Raw genomic sequence first — 16597 nt, forward strand, 5'->3', positions numbered from 1 at the left:
AATTCTAGGCCGCCTGCACCGCAGCCAGAACCTCTTCGGCATGGCCCTTGACCTTCACCTTGGGCCAGGCCTTGAGGACGGTGCCATCGGGTCCGATCAAAAAGGTCGAACGGATGATGCCCATGAAGGTCTTGCCGTACATCTGCTTTTCCGCCCAGACACCGATTTTTTCGAGAAATTCGGTGCTTTCATCCGAGGCGATATCGACGGTCAGCTCCTGCTTGGTGATGAAATTCTGCTGCCGCTTTGGCGAATCGGCAGACATTCCCAGCACCGCTGCGCCGGCCTTTTCAAACTCCGGCAGAAGCGCGGAAAAATCCCTTGATTCGGTCGTGCATCCGGGCGTGCTCGCTTTCGGGTAAAAGAACAGCACCAGTTTCTTGCCGGCATAGTCGGATATCTTCACCGGGCTGCCGTCCGGTGCCACCAGCTCCATATCCGGAATTTTGTCGCCCACATCGATCATTTGATATCTCCTAATATTTCATCCGGGTCCGGCCGCAGGTGCCGATTCCACTCGTCAATAACGCATTGCCTGGCCTTGTCATAGCCATCCAGCAGGGCTTCCCAGCTTGCCTGCCCCGCTGCCTTGGCGATCAGCGCGCGGCTGGTTTCCGGAGGATAGTCGCAATCCGGCGACATCAGCCGCAAGGCTACCAGGAGCCGCGTCATCAGGTCATGGGCGGTCACCATGTCTTCGCCCAGATGACCGCCGGCAACCAGTGCGCGCACTGCCTTGCCCAGCTGCGGATGCAGCGCTTCGCCAGTCTTCAGCTGCAAAAAATGAACGATGAATTCCCAGTCGACCAGCCCGCCTTCCATCAGTTTCGTGTCGAGCGGCCCCTTCGGCGGCTTGTGCTGGACAATATCCAGCCGCATTTTCCGGACCGCCTTGCGCAATTCTTCCGGTTCGCGGTGATCGCGCAGGATTTCGTGCATCTGCTCGCGGAGACCCTGCCGCGCGTCAGAGCTGCCGTAGACCGGCCGCGCCCGGGTCAGCGCCATATGTTCCCAGGTCCAGGCGCTGTCCCGCTGGTATTTGTAAAAGCTCTCCAGCGACACCGCCAGCGGCCCTTGCGTTCCCGACGGGCGCAAGCGGGTGTCGACCTCGTAGAGCGGACCCGCAGCGGTCGGCACCGACAAGGCGGTCACGATCCGCGCGGTCAGACGATTATAATAGCGGGTTGCGCCCAGCGGGCGCTCCCCGTCGGACTCGGCGCTGTGATCGCCGGAAAACAGGAAAATCAGATCAAGATCCGAGGCATGGGTCAGTGCTTCGCCGCCGAGGCGACCGAGGGCCAGGATGGTCAGCGCGCTGCCGTCGATTTTTCCGTGCGCCAGCTCAAATTCGGCAATGGTTGCATCGGTCAGCACCTGGATCGCCGCTTCCGCGACCCGGGCATAGCCCTCCGATATGTCGAGCGCATCATGGCGACCCTCGATCAGCTGCACGCCGAGAGCGAAGCGTTTCTCGCCCACCCGCTCACGGACCCGGTCCAGCAGAATCTGATAATCGTCGCCGGGTTCGGTACGGGAAAATTGTGCGGCGAGACTGTCGACCGAGGGCGGCAGGTCGAGCGCCGTGGTGTCGATCAGCCCGTCAAACAGTTCCGCTCGCCGGGCCAGTTCATCCGCCAGCACCGGTGCGTGGCTGAGGATCTGGCTGAGCAACTGGAGCAGGCCTGGTCGCGCCTCGAGAATCCGGAAAAAGTTGATCGCGGTGGGCAATTTGTCGATCAGGCTGTCGAGCCGGGCGAGCGCCTTGGTCGAATTGGGGGCGGTCGCGATCGCGTCCACCAGGTCCGGCAAGATTGCTTCGAACGATTCCTGCGCCGCCGAGGATCGCAGCGCCGTTACCTTGCCGCTCCGCCAGCGCTTGATCGCCTGAACAAAGCTGTCGCCTTCCACCAGATTTTTTTCGGCTATAGCAGCGGCCAGCTTTCCTTCATCCGTCGGCAGGCGCGCGCTATCCTCGGGTTCGATCAGATCGTCGTATATATTGCCGACGGCATCGACATGCGGGGCCAGCAGATCGAGCAATGTCTGACCGTCTTCGAGTCCGTGCAGCCGCGCCACCCGGTCGAGCTCCGCCATGCCGTCGGGCAGGCTGTGGGTCTGCTGGTCATTGACCATCTGCAAGCGGTGTTCGATCACCCGGTAGATTTCATAGGCCTCGCTCAGCACGTTGGCCTTCTCGGCATCGATCCTTGCCGCCTTGACCAGCGCGGCCAGCGCATCGCGGGTTGCCGGGACGCGCAAATCGGGTTGCCGGCCGCCGAAGATCAGCTGGTGCATCTGGGCGTAGAATTCGGTTTCCCGGATCCCGCCGCGCCCGCGTTTGAGGTCAAAGCCGGGCCCGAATTTCTGCCCCGCGGCATAATGGTCGCGGATTTGCGCGGTCACCGATCCGATATTGCGGATCGCGCCATAATCCAGCGACCGCCGCCAGATGAACGGATTGATGGTCTCAAGAAAATTGCGGCCCAGCGACTGGTCGCCGGCTGCCGCCCGCGACCGGATGAAAGCCGCCTGCTCCCAGGCGAGTGCGCTCGATTCATAATAGCTGATCGCTGCCTCGACCGGCAGCGCAACGGGACTCACTTCCGGCGACGGCCGCAGCCGCATGTCGACCCGGAACACATAGCCCTCGGCGTCGCGACTGTTGAGCGCCTCGACCAGCTGCTGGCCGATCCGCCGGGCCGCATCGCTGGGCTCTTCCTTGCCGCGGACCGGAATCTTTTCCGGATCATAGATGAAGATCGGATCGATATCGGACGAATAGTTGAGTTCGCGACTGCCATGCTTGCCGAGCGCGATGATCGAGAAGCCTTCCAGCGGCGCATCGGGATAGCGCGTCGCGTAGATATCCGCGAGCGCCTCGTCCAGCGCCCGATCGGCAAAATCGGACAAGCGGGTGATCACATCGGTCAGCGACAGCTGCCCGGCCAGATCCCCGATTGCGAGGGTCAGCGCCAGCGCCCGTTTTTCCTGGCGCAGTTTCTGCCGGACATTGGCGGCTTTCGCTCCGGCCTGCGCGCAATAGTCGAACGCACCATCGAGATTTTCCGCCGCCAGCAGGTCGGCCAGGTCCGGCTGCACTTCGAGCAGCATCTTCAGATAGGGCGCATGTTCGCGCGCGCGCCTCAAGGCGTCGGAAAGCAGGCCTGGCTGGGGAAGCAACGATAGGGTCATCCGACGAGCTTTAAGGTCTCGCGCGGATTTGTCACGCCTCGCCGTATCGACCGCAGGGATTGGCCTATGCTTTTGTCTTGTCGATCAGCACCGCCTGCTGCCAGGCGCCGGGCGCCTTGTCGGTGCGATGGATGCAGCCCGCCCAGCAGCAGGGCCGGCGCTTGCCTTCCTTCAATTCCTCGACGGTTCGCCCGATCCGCCTGTCCCGGGTCTTGGCCTGCCTGGCATCTTCTACCCAGCAGATGAACTCGTTGCGGCCAAGCGGCGTGAGGCCTTGCCACAGCGCGCGGATCTCCGTGTCTGCCTCAAGGGCAGCGCGCAGGTCGTCCGCCACCTGATGGACGGTTCCCTCGGCCAGCGTCTCGGTCATGGCGCCATTGTTACTGGCCCCGCAAGGCGAAATCAACCGGTGCCGGCGTCCGCCAGATAGTCGCGCGAGAAGGCGTCGGCGAAGGCGGCGAAACGCCCCTCGGCAATGGCGGCGCGCATGCCGGCCATCAGCGACTGGTAATAGGCAATATTATGCTCGGTCATCAGCATCGCGCCCAATATCTCCTTCGCCCGGATCAGATGGTGCAGATAGGCGCGGCTGTGGCTGGCACAGACGGAGCAAGCGCAGCTTTCGTCGAGCGGGGCCAGATCCTCGGCAAATTTGGCGTTGCGGATATTGATCGCGCCGCGCGCGGTGAAGGCCTGGCCGTTGCGGCCGGAGCGGCTGGGCAGCACGCAATCGAACATGTCGACGCCGCGCGCCACCGCGCCGACCAGATCGTCGGGCTTGCCGACGCCCATCAGATAGCGCGGCTTGTCGGCGGGCAACTGGTCCGGCGCATAGTCGAGCACGCCGAACATTGCCTCCTGTCCCTCGCCCACCGCAAGGCCGCCGATGGCGTAGCCGTCAAAGCCGATGTCGATCAGCGCCCGGGCCGAGGCGGCGCGCATGTCGCGGTCGAGCGAACCCTGCTGGATGCCGAACAGCGCCGCTTTCGCCGCATGGTCGGTGCCACTGTCAAAGCCGTCGCGCGACCGCTTGGCCCAGCGCATCGACCGCTCCATCGAGGCGAGGGCCTCGTCGCGGGTGGCACCATTTTTCGTGCATTCGTCAAAGGCCATGACGATATCGCTGCCCAGCAGCCGCTGGATTTCCATCGACCGTTCCGGCGTCAGCATGTGGCGCGAGCCGTCGAGATGGCTCTGGAATTCGACGCCGTCCTCGCTCAATTTGGTCAGCTCCGACAGGCTCATCACCTGATAGCCGCCGCTGTCGGTCAGGATCGGGCGGTCCCAGTTCATGAACTTGTGCAGCCCGCCGAGCCGCGCGACCCGTTCCGCGCCAGGGCGCAGCATCAGGTGATAGGTGTTGCCGAGAATGATGTCGGCGCCGGTCGCGCGGACGCTTTCCGGCTTCATCGCCTTGACCGTGGCGGCGGTTCCGACCGGCATGAAGGCGGGCGTGCGGATGTCGCCGCGCAGCATCGAGATGGTGCCGGTGCGGGCCTTGCCGTCGGTGGCGGCGATCGAGAAGGCGAAGCGCTCAGCCATGATCATGGCCTGACCCGGTGGTGATACCGGATTTGACAGCTTCGGGTTTGTATTTTGGCGTCGGGCGTGCAAGCATGGCTGAGTCCTGTTCGAATTTGCCAGTTGCTGTGCAGGATGGCAGCCTGTTTTCAAAGACCTAAATCGGGAGACTCCCATGACACATGCCACCAGACTTGGTTCCGCCGCCGCCGCGCTGATCGCTGCGGCCACCCTGTCCGCCTGCTCCGGCGGCGCCAGCGAAGCGACCGGCAACAGCGCCGAAGCCTCGACCAGCGAAGCGACCGAGGTTGCCGCGGCCGAGAAGGAGAAATGCTACGGCATCGCCCTCGCCGGCAAGAATGACTGCGCCGCCGGCGAAGGCACCAGCTGCGCCGGGACCGCGGTGCTCGACTACCAGGGGAACGCCTGGAAATATACCGCGCCGGGCGAGTGCGAGGCGATGGGCGGCTCGCTCACCGCCGTCGCCGACAATGACCCGCCGGTCGCGCCCGCGGTCGATCCGGTCGCAGGCTAGGCGCCAGGCCAAACCAGACCAGGGGCTGCCAGCGCCCTCGCCGGACCCCGTTCGGGCCGGCGGGGGCCGCCCCGCCCGCGCCCTTTACCCTAGCCGGGCAGGCCGCTGATCGACTTCACTTCCATGAAGTCGCGCAGGCCGTAGACGCCGCCCTCGCGGCCGTTGCCGGACTGCTTGTAGCCGCCGAAGGGCGCGCCGGGCGCCGGGCCCCAGTTGTTGATCACGACCATCCCGGCCTTGAGCTGCGGTGCCACCGCGGCGGCCTCCGCCGGGTCGCCGGAAATCACCGCGGACAGGCCATATTCGGTGTCATTGGCAATCTCGATTCCCTCCTCGAGACTGTCGTAGCTCATCAGCGTCACCACCGGCCCGAAGATTTCCTCCTTCGCGATCCGCATGTCGCGGGTGACGCCGCTGAACAGGGTCGGCTTGACATAATAGCCGCGGTTGACGTTGGTCGGCAGGTCGGTACCGCCGGCCTCCAGCGTCGCGCCTTCGTCGATCGCCGACTGGATCAGGTCCTGGATCTTGCCATATTGCGCCTTGTTGACCACCGGCCCCAGATGCCCGCCCTCGGCCGTCGGGTCGCCGACCTGCTGGCTCTCGACGATCTGCCGGACCACCGTGATCGCGTCGCCGGTCTGGTCCTTGTGGACCAGCACCCGGGTCGGCGCGATGCAGCTCTGGCCGGTGTTGACCATCACCCCGGCGATGGTCGGCGGTAGCACCTCTTCCAGCTTGGCGCCGGGCAGCACCAGATTGGGCGACTTGCCGCCCAGCTCCTGATGCACGCGCTTGACCGTGTCGGCGGCCGCCTTGGCAACGAGGATGCCGGCGCGGGTCGAGCCGGTGAAGCTGACCATGTCGACGTCGGGATGCGAGGCAATCGCCGCGCCGACCGTCGGGCCGTCGCCCTGCACCAGGTTGAACACGCCCGGCGGCACGCCGGCGGCGTCCATCACCTCGGCGAGAATCGCGGCGCTGCCGGGGCATTCCTCTGACGGCTTCAGCACCATACAGTTGCCGCCGGCCAGCGCCGGCGCCACTTTCAGCGCGATCTGGTTGAGCGGCCAGTTCCACGGCGTGATCATGCCGACCACGCCGATCGGTTCATAGACGATGGTGTTGGCGCCGAGCTGTTCGGAAAATTCGAAATTCTTCAGCGCCTCGACCGTGCCGAGAAAGCCGCCGAGACCGGCAGGCGCCTGCGCGGCGTTGCCGAGGCTGACCGGCGCGCCCATTTCCACCGCCAGCGAGGCGGCGATATCGGGCATGCGCTTCTTATATTCCTCGATGATCCGGCCGAGCAGCGCCAGCCGGTCCTCGCGCGAGGTCTGGCTGAACGTCTTGAACGCCGCCTTGGCAGCGGCCACGGCGGCATCGACATCGGCCGCGGTGCCGAGCACGATCCTGGTGCCCGGTTCCTCGGTGGCGGGATTGATGACCTGGTGCGGCGTGCCGCCGATCGAATCCACCCACTGGCCATTGATGTAATTCTGTTCGTAGCTGTCCATGGTCATCTCTCCGTTGTTTTTATCCGATTGCCGCGGCTATGCCCGGATTCCGCCAGCGGTGCCAGTAGCAAGTTCGACAGTCCCGCCCGGCCGCGCGCGCCCCGGCGCGCCGGAAAATATTCCGCGCCCCGCCGCGGCGATCCTGACAAAAACATGCGCTTTTAATTTCCGTGACCTTTCGCTGAAAGCCGCCAAATTTCGCCATTTCCCGGCCAGTCCCCCGCCGCCGAGTGTGACCTTTCGCGCGGGGCGGCGACAAGCAGCGCGCGGGCCGGGCCGGGGCTTGGCGAGCGGTGGTGGCCGAAGGGGGAATATAGCCGATTTCGGGTGGTGTAGGAAAGGGGGAAGTAGAGTACTTCCTTGCCTGTTTTCAGAGGATCGAATATTTGGACTTGGGTATCACAATACCACTCAGGTCGGCCGCTCAAGGCAACAGCAAACTCGAATCCCCATAGCTATAAAACCGATACCCCCCCGCAATCGCATGGCCATAGGCGGCCTGCATGGTCTCCAGGCCCATCAGCGCGCTGACCAGCATGAACAGGAGCAGGATATATTTCTGTTTTCTTGATATTTTTCAACTGATTACCTTGGGTTTCCGGCCGGTATTTTGCCACTTACCACAGACCTCCCACCGGCAACGGTTGATCGGGTGGCAGAAAATACAAAGCGAAAATTCTTTCGGTAGATTGTGCGCCACCAGAATCACCCACCCCTTGCCCAATTTCAAAAAAGATAGTTTTCGAAATTGAGCAAGGGGCGGCTGGTCCTGTGATCAGCTATACAGACGATGGAGTGGCAACCACTTTGCTACGAGCCCAATCGGTCCCTGTGGAACTGGCAGCGGAATCCACGGCTGCCAGAAGTGTATCCTGAGACAGATGAGCATACCGCTGCGTCGTGCGGGTTTGCGTATGGCCTAAAATTTTGGCCACGACGTATAGCGACTGGCCTGCATTTACTAGGTTGGAGGCCATGCTATGACGCAGGTCGTGCATCCTTACGTCCGGCAACCCGGCCTGTTTTCTGGCCTTGTCCCAAGCATGAAAAACCGAACAATACGGCTTGAGATACTTAGGGTTTGGAACAACGTAATCACACCCTTCCCAACGCGGGATTTGCTGCAGCACTTCGATGGCAGCTTTTGACAGTGGGACATGCCGAACCTTGGACGTTTTGGCGCGTTCCATCGGAATACGCCATGCCTGCCGATCGAGATCAAACTCATCCCACGTGGCATCAAGTAATTCTCGCTTCCTGCACCCGGTTAAAATCAGAATCGCAACAATGAATTTGAGCTGCTTATTGGGACTGGCCTCCACCGCTTCCTGCAATCGCTGCGTTTCTTCGGCGGTCAGAAATCTTTCGATTTCATTGTCACACGGCTTTTGAGGAACACCTTCGAGCGGGTTTTTCTCCGCACCCGGCATTTCCCACTTCTTTCCCATCTTGAACATGTGCGAAAGAATCACTTGCCAGCGGTTCACTGTTGATTGCGCATAACCACCATCCACCTTCGACTTCAGCCAGTCGACCACTTCTTCCTGGACCAATTCATCGAGCCTCATGGTTCCATATTTCGGAAGGACATGGATGCGCAAATAGCGCTCATCGATATCATGCGATCGCTTATAACCACGAACATAGGCAAGATATCGCTCTGACAATTCTTGCACCGTCGAGATGCGCCTTGTTACAAAGCGTTCTTCGGCTGGATTGTCGCCGACGACCACGCGAGAGCGGATTTTCATCGCCTGTTTGCGGGCCTTATCGAAGGACACATCCTCGACATTGCCAATTTTGTATTGGCGCTGCCGACCATGATCGTCACGATACCGCAACCCGTAAACCTTCGTTCCAGAGCTTCGAATTTCGCAGATGAAGCCGGGTATACGGTCGCAGTATAGGCGGATATAGTTCTTGCCCTCGGGACAGAACGTCGTTTGAACAGTAATATTATCAAGTCGTACTTTTGCCATGGTGGTTCTCCATAAATTGGCGATTGCGTTGGCGGCTCTCGGAAGCCGAAGTGTTGGGATGGACTGCGCGCCGAGAGGTCAGATTTTTTCTCCCGTAGCGCTGCCGGATATTGGCCAGTCCATCGTGGTCCGGCCGGATGATGAATTGTTGTCTAGGCATAACGATTCTCCTGATTATGACGGTGATGACGACCCGCAGCTGCGCGGTGATCCGTCGGTGAATTTGTTCGCAGGTCCGCCAGAGCGCCCCCGCCCAGAGCCAAACCGGCGGCTGGGGTACGGCAGCCATCGGCAGGGTGAACGGGTGCGCAGCGGGACAGATTTCGGCTGGTGGGGGGAGGTGGTAGCAAACTTTCCAAACTGGCCGAGCCGCAGATAGATTGAGCCACCGCCGGGAGCAGAGACGGAAAAACTGCCGCCCCTGCCCCCACCAACCGCAGTGTATCCGCTTAGTAAACCTCGCCGGGCGCGGGGGGTGGCCCTTCCCCGGTACTGCCCCGTCGAAGCGGTATGCGCCATTTGTCACGTCCCTGAATGCGTTTCGGATCACCGAGCAATTCCCGCAAAGCAGCCCCGCAATCACGGCACTGCGCATTGGTTGGCCGAGCCATGCCGAGAATGGTCGTCAAAAATTCAGTCGGCGTCATGGCGGGATTATGCGGGTCCGTTTTCAGTTCCAGATCCAGCACATCTTCTATCCGTTCCCCAATCGCGCTGACGACACGGTGATCGCGATTGAGACGTTCCAGCATGGCCTCTTCATCATCGGTCAGCCACCACTGCACCCCATCGCCATGATCGATCGCAAGCTGCGCAAAGACCTGCTGCATGTCGATATCATGCGTGTGATCCAGAGCCGTTACCGGTATCGTCCACCAGCGGGTATTGCCGGTAGTGTCCACCAGAAACTTAGGATCGTTTACCGTACCGTAAAACACCGTTCGCCTTGGACTAACAATTGGCTCACGACCGTACGGTGCTCGGATCTTATCACAGTCTTTGGTGATAAAACCCTTCAGCTTAGACATGTCCCTTTTGAATGATCCCTCCAGCTCCGCAATCTCCGCTATCCAATGCGATATCGCGCCAAGAACGGAATCTTTATTCGTGGGGTTGAGGTGATGATCTTCTTTCACAAGGTCCGCCCGAAGCTTTTCATCATTGACCAGACGCTGGCCCCATCGCGTTTTGCCAATCCCCTGCTTGCCCTGAAAGGTAAGCACCCCTCTGGACTTAAACCGGAACGGTTCCAAAGCAGCAGCCACGATGCTCAACATCCAACGATACAGCAAGATCTCCTTCAATCCAGGAGGATAACCTTCCGCTGTGGTCACTGTATTATAGAAGTCCGGTAATCGGTCCACGCCATCCCAACTCTTGCTCCTGATCCACTCCGCTGCTGGATTGGATGGATTGGCTTCGGCGATCGGCTGCATGAACCACGATAACATGTTCACATTCATGCCATGGAAGATTGCAGCACTGGCGATGGTACTGTTGTGAACAGGAACGCTATTGCCGTTTTCGTCCGTCGTGGTGATCTCTATCGTCTTCTTGATCACATTTTGACGAACCGTATATCCCAGCTCGTCCACCAAAAAGGCAACGTTCTCTACTGTCGTGGGAATGCTGATTGATCCTGGACGTGGTGGAGACGGGAACCGAAATGGGTCTATCCGCCGTTGACCGGGAAAGCCTTTGCCTCCCTGATCGGTACTATTATTTTGCATGACTATTTCCTTTGTATGCAAATTTCGTTTGAAAACTTGCATGAAGGAAATTGAATCTCAGCCATGCAAGCGGTTGCTGCACTCGGTGGATAAATCCGAGCCGCCAAAGATCTTGCAAAAGGCCTTAACGTAGAGCGACGCCGCTTTTTCTTCACGGGGGAAGTTGGCGTCCGTCGGTGTAGATAATCCCATCATCCTCAGAGATCAAGCATTTTTTAGCATATATTTCAATGTGTTGCAGAAATGTCGCTTCATAAGCGTATATGACGCAAACCTTATGCTTGCATCGATTCCTACCGAACGGCTGTTCATGCGGGACTAGCTAGCGGAAGTGCCTTTCTCCTTATCAATCTTGCAGTTTGCGTCGTGCCGGTGGAGGGAGGGGGGGGGCAAAAACCGTTGGACGATCGCCGCAAGAAACGCGGAGCAATTGCTCCATCGAGAAAATGTTTGCCGAATTTGCCGCCCCTGCCCCCACCAACCTACGGATTCGATTCTCCTGTTTTTCCTGTCGCAACGCCGACCGTCACAACGGCCAGCGCAAAGAAGCCGATCAGTGACCAGCCGGGATAAGCCCGAATGCACGCCGCCAGTGTGAGCAGAAACAGCAGGGTGAACGTTTCCGCGGGCCTTGCAATGGCTCCATAAATCCAAGCCAGTGCCAGTGCGACCAACAGTACCTCGACCGTCTTCTGAAATAGGCCGATGAGCAGGCAGAAAAACACCAGCTTGCTGAGGAAGCTCATGGTTGGCTCTCCGCGAACTCTCGGCACATCGCCGACAAGTCTGCGTCCGTCTCGGGATCGTCACAGACAATGATACTGGTCCCGCCGCCATCTTCACTCAGAATGAAGGTCAGTTCCCAAAAAAGGCCTGAATGGGCTTCTATATATTCTGTTGATGGGCTGAAGTCTGGTCGACCGAAGCGTGTGCGATCCACAAAGTTGACGAGCGGAGACCACCCCAGAAGTTCTTCAATTTGTCCGATGGTGTCACCGGCTTGAACGATCAGGAAGTGTATTTCGATTTCTTCCCATGCGTCCGCGAGTTGCGCCAAGCGCTCATTTAAAAGTTGCCTTAATTCATTGTCGGCGAGCAGGTCCAGGGTGCTTTTGACCGCCGCAGCTGTGCGTAGGGTTATCATGGGTAATTCCTTTCGGGCATGAAAAAGGCCCCCGGAAATTCATCCGAGGGCCCGTGTGGGTTGTTGGTTGATTTAGAACTTAATTGGTACTTTTAATTATAGTATTGTACCATATAAGTTACTCGTGCTTGCGCACGGCGGTTTTTCGGAATGTGATGAACTAGCTCTTTTCCATCGCCACCAGACTGTCAGTAATGGATTTTATTACTACAAGTCATTTCGATCCCGGTGCAATGAATATAAGGCAATGAAAATCGACACCTCATTTGACTTTAGGCGTGACGCGGGTGGCAGGGACCCAGACGCGTACAGCGCGACTCTTCGCAGTTACCACCGGCACCTAGTTAGATGGCGGAAATCGTGCTTAGAGGTTCAGCAGACTGACGTCGCTCACAGGAAACCGGTAAAATTCAATCCCACGATCGAGACCATCGACCAGATCAACCGGGACGCCATATAGTGATCTGATTGCCCGCTCATTGAAGTAGCAAAGGTAGCTTAAACAGGACCATTGAAACCCAGAAAATCCCCAAGGGGATAAAAAATAGCCATTTGAGCAAAGCCCACACAATCACAGCTAAATCACTACCCCGGTTTGCTGCGCGAAAGGCTAAAATCCCTAGAACAAAAACGAATAAAACTCCCCAGACCATTCAGATGCACCTTTCGAAAGTTAGCAGAAAACCCAACGCGAAGGCTGGACGACCTTGTCCATTCGCAGTAATTTGAAATCCAGTTAGTCTCGAATGTCGGTGTAACGCTCTGGCGTCGCCTCACTTTTATGTCGGATGAATATTTCTTCTCCACCGCCATCAATTAACTGCTTTTCCTTGCATTCCGCTGAGTTATTGTGCGAACGCTACAACGGCTGTTCCTAGACATTGTTCGAATGACATTGAGCTATATTTTTCAACATCCAAACAATAGCTGCCAACGTCGAAATTTTTACCGCTTCCATATTTGCCCTCTTCCGCTGCTTTGTCGGGGTCTGGGTAACTTTTACGTGCATGTGGCGGTTCAGACGGCAAATCAATTATGGATAGTTCATTGCCCTCGATAATCTCCCGCTGTTTGGCTTCTTTGGCAACACCTTTGTCCGCTACAACGTTGCTAAGTTGCGTGGTGTTCTCACTTTCAGCAGGAGATACCGCCAAACCCAAAAACAAACCCGATATGCTAAAAAATGCCATAAGCACTATAGATCGGAGTTTGCGCCAAAACGTCCTTTGTTCTAAGCTTCTTAGCTCTTTAAGCTTCGTATCGATCATAAGTTCTTGAGTAAGAAGTTCCTTCATACGCTCATCGATATGGACCTCTTTATTGTCCAATTTCTCGTCCCGCCAAGCCTTACGAGCGTTTGCCAGAGTCTCATTTTGTTGACTCAATATAGAGCGTAGCCGGTCAAACATTTTCATTGGCTTTCCTTTGATCTAGAGTTTATGTTTACTGATTGCTTCGGGTGATACCAGTAAAAATGACATTCATAGTCCGTGGTATAAACATCAACATTCCGTTCCATTCTGGCGGATGGATGTTCGTCAAAGACTTGCTGTGAATATGAAGCGACTGCGCAAAGAGCGCGGTTGGTCACAAGAGGCGTTGGCACACGAAGCCGAGCTGGATCGGACCTATATTTCCGGCATTGAGCGCAGGACAAAGAACTGCACAATCACGGTTGTTGGCCGGATCGCAAACGCGCTGGATTGCTCAATGGGCGACCTGTTGGACTGATTAGTGCTGCTTTTCATATATACTCTCGCCACGTTTGCAGCGTAGCTATCGCCTCAGGATCATTGCGGTAGTGGTTGCACATCTCAGGCAGTCTATCAGGATGATACATCGCGTCAAACTTGGTTTGGATGTCGGCTGTTCTGGTCAACCCGATTGAGTGATAGATTCCCGATATCGATCTCGTGACCAGGTTAAACCGGGACCAGCCGCTGTAGGTGTCAGGAGGACCAGTTGCCACCTGCCAGAACTCATCATATCGCCATCGGTCCCGGTCACTGATGGAAAAGAGATAGGCCAGCGCAAAGGCAAGCGCTCTGGTCTTTTCGGCTGGACCCAATCGGCTTTCAGCGCAGACTTGCTCCAACGCTTCGAGTGCCATGTTCCTGAGTCGATTGTCCATCCGAGCGAGTTGGAACATATAAAGAACATTATCAATGTCCCATTGTTGTGCTCTTTTTTCTTTCCTTGGAAAATGCGGTGGACAGCTAGTCAAATTTGCCATCCGATCATGACCCTAGGTGCTTCATTCTGGAATCCAGAATCCGAAACCTTCCTAATGCTTTAGGAAAATCTTGGCGCAGAACTCAAATCTCGCTAGCGTCGCCAAATGTTCGAAAACTCATTCAATAATATCGACCGGGCCATGCGCAACGACGAGGGGCTAGCGTCAGAACTCGACTATGCCGAGCAGACCAGCTGGCTCCTGTTCCTTAAATATCTAGATGATCTGGAAAGCGAGCGGCAGGACGAAGCCACGCTGGAAGGCCGGGACTATACTGCCATCCTCGATCCCGACTATCGCTGGGGTGTCTGGGCATCGCCAAAGACTTCCAAGGGAGAACTCGATCATAACAAGGCCAAGACCGGCAAGGATCTGATCGATTTCGTCAACGGCAAGCTGTTTGCCTATCTCCAGACCTTTCAGACCAGCGCCACCGATGCCGATACGCTGGAGTACAAGATCGGCGAGATATTCGCAGAGATCGTGAACAAGTTCCGCTCCGGCTATTCGCTGCGCGAGGTGATCGATATTGTCGACACGCTCGATTTTGGCAGCAGCGAGGCCAAGCACGAACTGTCCGACCTGTATGAAACCCGCATCAAGCGAATGGGCAATGCCGGGCGCAATGGCGGCGAATATTATACGCCGCGTGCCCTGATCCGCGCGATGATCAAGGTGGTCGATCCGCAGATTGGCGAAACGATCTATGATGGTGCCTGTGGTTCGGCCGGCTTCCTGTGCGAGGCGTGGGACCACATGCGCCGCGATGATCTTTCCTCTGTCGAATGGGACATTCTCCAGCGCAAGACCTTGTACGGGCAAGAGAAGAAGTCGCTCGCCTATGTGCTGGGCGTGATGAACATGATCCTGCACGGGATCGAGGCACCAAGCATCCGCCACACCAACACGCTGACCGAAAACGTCATGGATATCAGTCAGGCGGACAAGCATGATATCGTGCTGGCCAATCCGCCCTTTGGCGGAGGCGAGCGCAAGGAAGTGCAACAGAACTTCCCGATCAAATCCGGCGAAACGGCCTATCTGTTCCTGCAACACTTCATGCGCAAGCTGAAGGCGGGCGGGCGCGGCGCGGTGGTGATCAAGAACACCTTCCTCAGCAATACCGACAATGCCAGCGTGGAGCTGCGCAAGGAATTGCTGACCAGCTGCAATCTCCATACCGTGCTCGATTGCCCCGGCGGCACCTTTCAGGGCGCGGGCGTGAAGACGGTGGTTCTGTTTTTCGAGAAAGGCGCGCCCACGCGGCAGGTCTGGTATTACCAGCTTGATCCGGGCCGCAATATGGGCAAAACTAATCCGCTCAATGATGACGATCTCAAGGAGTTTGTCTCGCTCCAGCCGGACAAAGCAGGTGGCGAGAAAAGCTGGACTGTTGCGGTTGATGATCTCGACAAGGCGACTTGGGATTTATCGGTTAAGAACCCGCATGCACCCGAAGAAGAGCCGTTGCGCGAACCGGAGCAGATCATCGCTGATATGCTGGCGCGGGATGATGAAACACGGCTGATCCTCGAAGACATTCGGGGGATGTTGTGACCGTACCCGCAACAATCAATTCACCAAGACCGTGGAATACCAAACCCGTAGATGAAGTGTTTGAAGTATTAGGCGGGGGAACACCGTCAAAGAAGATGGCATCTTACTTCGATGGCAGCATACCGTGGGCGACTATCCGGGACATGCATTCGGATGTTCTCTCACAGACAGACCATTCAATTACAGAGGAGGGACTGCGTGCATCCTCAGCGAGAGTGATACCGAGCGGCGAAGTCATCATGGCCAGCCGCGTTGGACTAGGCAAGGCATGTTTGCTGGCGCAAGATACTGCCATCAACCAGGATATTCGGGCGCTTATCCCACGCAAGACAGATAAAGTGGACCGCCGGTTTTGTCTCTATTGGCTGCAAAGTATCGAAGAGAAAATAATCGCGACCGGCTCGGGAGCGACGGTCCAAGGCATCAAACTGCCCTTCATCAAATCGCTGCCATTCCCGGATATTTTGCTGGAGGAGCAGAAGCGCATTGTTGCGGTGCTGAATGAGGCCTTCGCTGCCCTAGACCGCGCCCGCGCCCTTGCCGAGGCCAATCTGGCGGATGCGGAAGAGTTGTTTGATAGGTCAGCGACCCGGGTGTTTGCCTCACATTCAGATAGTCATCCGCTTGTCAAACTTTCCGAAATTGCCAACCTTGATCGAGGCCAAAATCCACCAAAAACGGACTTCATCTACAAGCCAAAGACTGGTTATGTGCGATTTTATCAAATTCGAGATCGGAAGACGGACAAACATGCAGTATATGTTCCGGACAATACAAAACTTCACAAAGTTGCGCCGCATGAAATACTTATGTCTGCCTATCGACATATTGGAGAAGTGTTTCGAGGGGCTGAAGGGGCCTTTAATGTCGCCCTTTGCAAGATTTCGAGCAAGTCGGAGGAGCACCTTTTGAATGACTATTTATTTGAAATTATCCCTACTGACTTTGTTCAAGGAGAGTTGTTGCGGCACTCCGAACGATCATTGATCCCTTCAATGTCCATAAAGCACCTACAAACCATTGAAATTCCAGTGCCAAGCATAAATCGACAACAAGCGATGGTTACTGAATTAGAAGGACTGAAGGTCAGGATTTCGAAGCTCCGAGAAGCATGCCAATTGAGGCTCAAAGATCTCGGCGACCTCCGCCAATCCCTCCTTCAGAAAGCCTTCGCCGGGGAGCTGACCTGAAC

The 16597-nt window shown here is 57.3% G+C and carries 16 protein-coding genes and 1 pseudogene; 5 read left to right on the plus strand and 12 right to left on the minus strand.

All coding sequences use genetic code 11. The features are described from left to right. Positions 1-4: 4 nt before the first annotated feature. From V7650_RS06595 to tgt, 4 genes are all read right to left on the minus strand, one after another. On the minus strand, positions 5-466 hold the full coding sequence (locus tag V7650_RS06595) for a peroxiredoxin (protein WP_335655461.1): 462 nt from the start codon (positions 464-466) through the stop codon (positions 5-7). Further along, positions 463-3192 (minus strand): bifunctional [glutamine synthetase] adenylyltransferase/[glutamine synthetase]-adenylyl-L-tyrosine phosphorylase, encoded by a 2730-nt coding sequence (locus tag V7650_RS06600; RefSeq protein ID WP_335655462.1) that lies wholly within the window; start codon positions 3190-3192, stop codon positions 463-465. The genes V7650_RS06595 and V7650_RS06600 overlap by 4 nt, the downstream gene beginning before the upstream one ends. Positions 3193-3256: 64 nt before the next feature. Then, positions 3257-3562, minus strand: a complete 306-nt coding sequence (locus tag V7650_RS06605) for a YdeI/OmpD-associated family protein (protein WP_335655463.1) — start codon at positions 3560-3562, stop codon at positions 3257-3259. Between the two features lie 32 nt (positions 3563-3594). Further along, complete coding sequence (gene tgt / locus V7650_RS06610) at positions 3595-4734, minus strand: tRNA guanosine(34) transglycosylase Tgt (protein WP_442955267.1); 1140 nt, start codon at positions 4732-4734, stop codon at positions 3595-3597. A 154-nt stretch (positions 4735-4888) separates the two neighbouring features. Here tgt and V7650_RS06615 point away from each other — a divergent pair, with 154 nt between their 5' ends. Next, positions 4889-5248, plus strand: coding sequence for a BufA1 family periplasmic bufferin-type metallophore (locus V7650_RS06615; protein ID WP_335655464.1), 360 nt, complete (start codon positions 4889-4891; stop codon positions 5246-5248). Positions 5249-5337: 89 nt separating this feature from the next. Here the strand turns inward: V7650_RS06615 and V7650_RS06620 are convergent, their stop codons facing one another. From V7650_RS06620 to V7650_RS06645, 6 genes and pseudogenes are all read right to left on the minus strand, one after another. Next, entirely contained in the window at positions 5338-6762 is a 1425-nt protein-coding gene (locus tag V7650_RS06620; RefSeq protein ID WP_335655465.1) for an aldehyde dehydrogenase family protein, read from the minus strand. A gap of 424 nt (positions 6763-7186) precedes the next feature. After that, positions 7187-7306, minus strand: a pseudogene (locus V7650_RS06625) (S-adenosylmethionine:tRNA ribosyltransferase-isomerase); the annotation flags it as partial. A 235-nt stretch (positions 7307-7541) separates the two neighbouring features. Then, on the minus strand, positions 7542-8741 hold the full coding sequence (locus V7650_RS06630) for a tyrosine-type recombinase/integrase (RefSeq protein ID WP_335655466.1): 1200 nt from the start codon (positions 8739-8741) through the stop codon (positions 7542-7544). Between the two features lie 449 nt (positions 8742-9190). Further along, positions 9191-10471, minus strand: coding sequence for a VapE domain-containing protein (locus V7650_RS06635; RefSeq protein WP_335655467.1), 1281 nt, complete (start codon positions 10469-10471; stop codon positions 9191-9193). 482 nt (positions 10472-10953) lie between these two features. Next, on the minus strand, positions 10954-11217 hold the full coding sequence (locus V7650_RS06640) for a hypothetical protein (RefSeq protein WP_335655468.1): 264 nt from the start codon (positions 11215-11217) through the stop codon (positions 10954-10956). After that, on the minus strand, positions 11214-11615 hold the full coding sequence (locus tag V7650_RS06645; protein ID WP_335655469.1) for a hypothetical protein: 402 nt from the start codon (positions 11613-11615) through the stop codon (positions 11214-11216). The genes V7650_RS06640 and V7650_RS06645 overlap by 4 nt, the downstream gene beginning before the upstream one ends. A gap of 247 nt (positions 11616-11862) precedes the next feature. Between V7650_RS06645 and V7650_RS18205 the strand changes: the two genes are divergently transcribed. Next, on the plus strand, positions 11863-12075 hold the full coding sequence (locus tag V7650_RS18205; RefSeq protein ID WP_442955268.1) for a DUF6994 family protein: 213 nt from the start codon (positions 11863-11865) through the stop codon (positions 12073-12075). Between the two features lie 385 nt (positions 12076-12460). On the opposite strand, the gene V7650_RS06650 is transcribed toward V7650_RS18205, so the two are convergent. After that, positions 12461-13030 (minus strand): hypothetical protein, encoded by a 570-nt coding sequence (locus V7650_RS06650; RefSeq protein ID WP_335655470.1) that lies wholly within the window; start codon positions 13028-13030, stop codon positions 12461-12463. 142 nt (positions 13031-13172) lie between these two features. Here V7650_RS06650 and V7650_RS06655 point away from each other — a divergent pair, with 142 nt between their 5' ends. Then, the gene (locus tag V7650_RS06655; RefSeq protein WP_335655471.1) at positions 13173-13346 is read left to right on the plus strand and encodes a helix-turn-helix domain-containing protein; all 174 of its coding nucleotides are present in this window, start codon (positions 13173-13175) and stop codon (positions 13344-13346) included. Between the two features lie 13 nt (positions 13347-13359). On the opposite strand, the gene V7650_RS06660 is transcribed toward V7650_RS06655, so the two are convergent. Further along, positions 13360-13848: a hypothetical protein gene (locus V7650_RS06660; RefSeq protein WP_335655472.1), complete on the minus strand. Its 489-nt coding sequence runs from the start codon at positions 13846-13848 to the stop codon at positions 13360-13362. A gap of 105 nt (positions 13849-13953) precedes the next feature. On the opposite strand from V7650_RS06660, the gene V7650_RS06665 reads away from it, so the two are divergent. Then, the gene (locus tag V7650_RS06665) at positions 13954-15405 is read left to right on the plus strand and encodes a class I SAM-dependent DNA methyltransferase (RefSeq protein WP_335655473.1); all 1452 of its coding nucleotides are present in this window, start codon (positions 13954-13956) and stop codon (positions 15403-15405) included. Further along, positions 15402-16595 (plus strand): restriction endonuclease subunit S, encoded by a 1194-nt coding sequence (locus V7650_RS06670; RefSeq protein WP_335655474.1) that lies wholly within the window; start codon positions 15402-15404, stop codon positions 16593-16595. The genes V7650_RS06665 and V7650_RS06670 overlap by 4 nt, the downstream gene beginning before the upstream one ends. The last annotated feature ends 2 nt before the right edge of the window (positions 16596-16597 follow it).

This window comes from Parasphingorhabdus sp. (assembly GCF_036964565.1).
GTDB lineage: Bacteria > Pseudomonadota > Alphaproteobacteria > Sphingomonadales > Sphingomonadaceae > Parasphingorhabdus.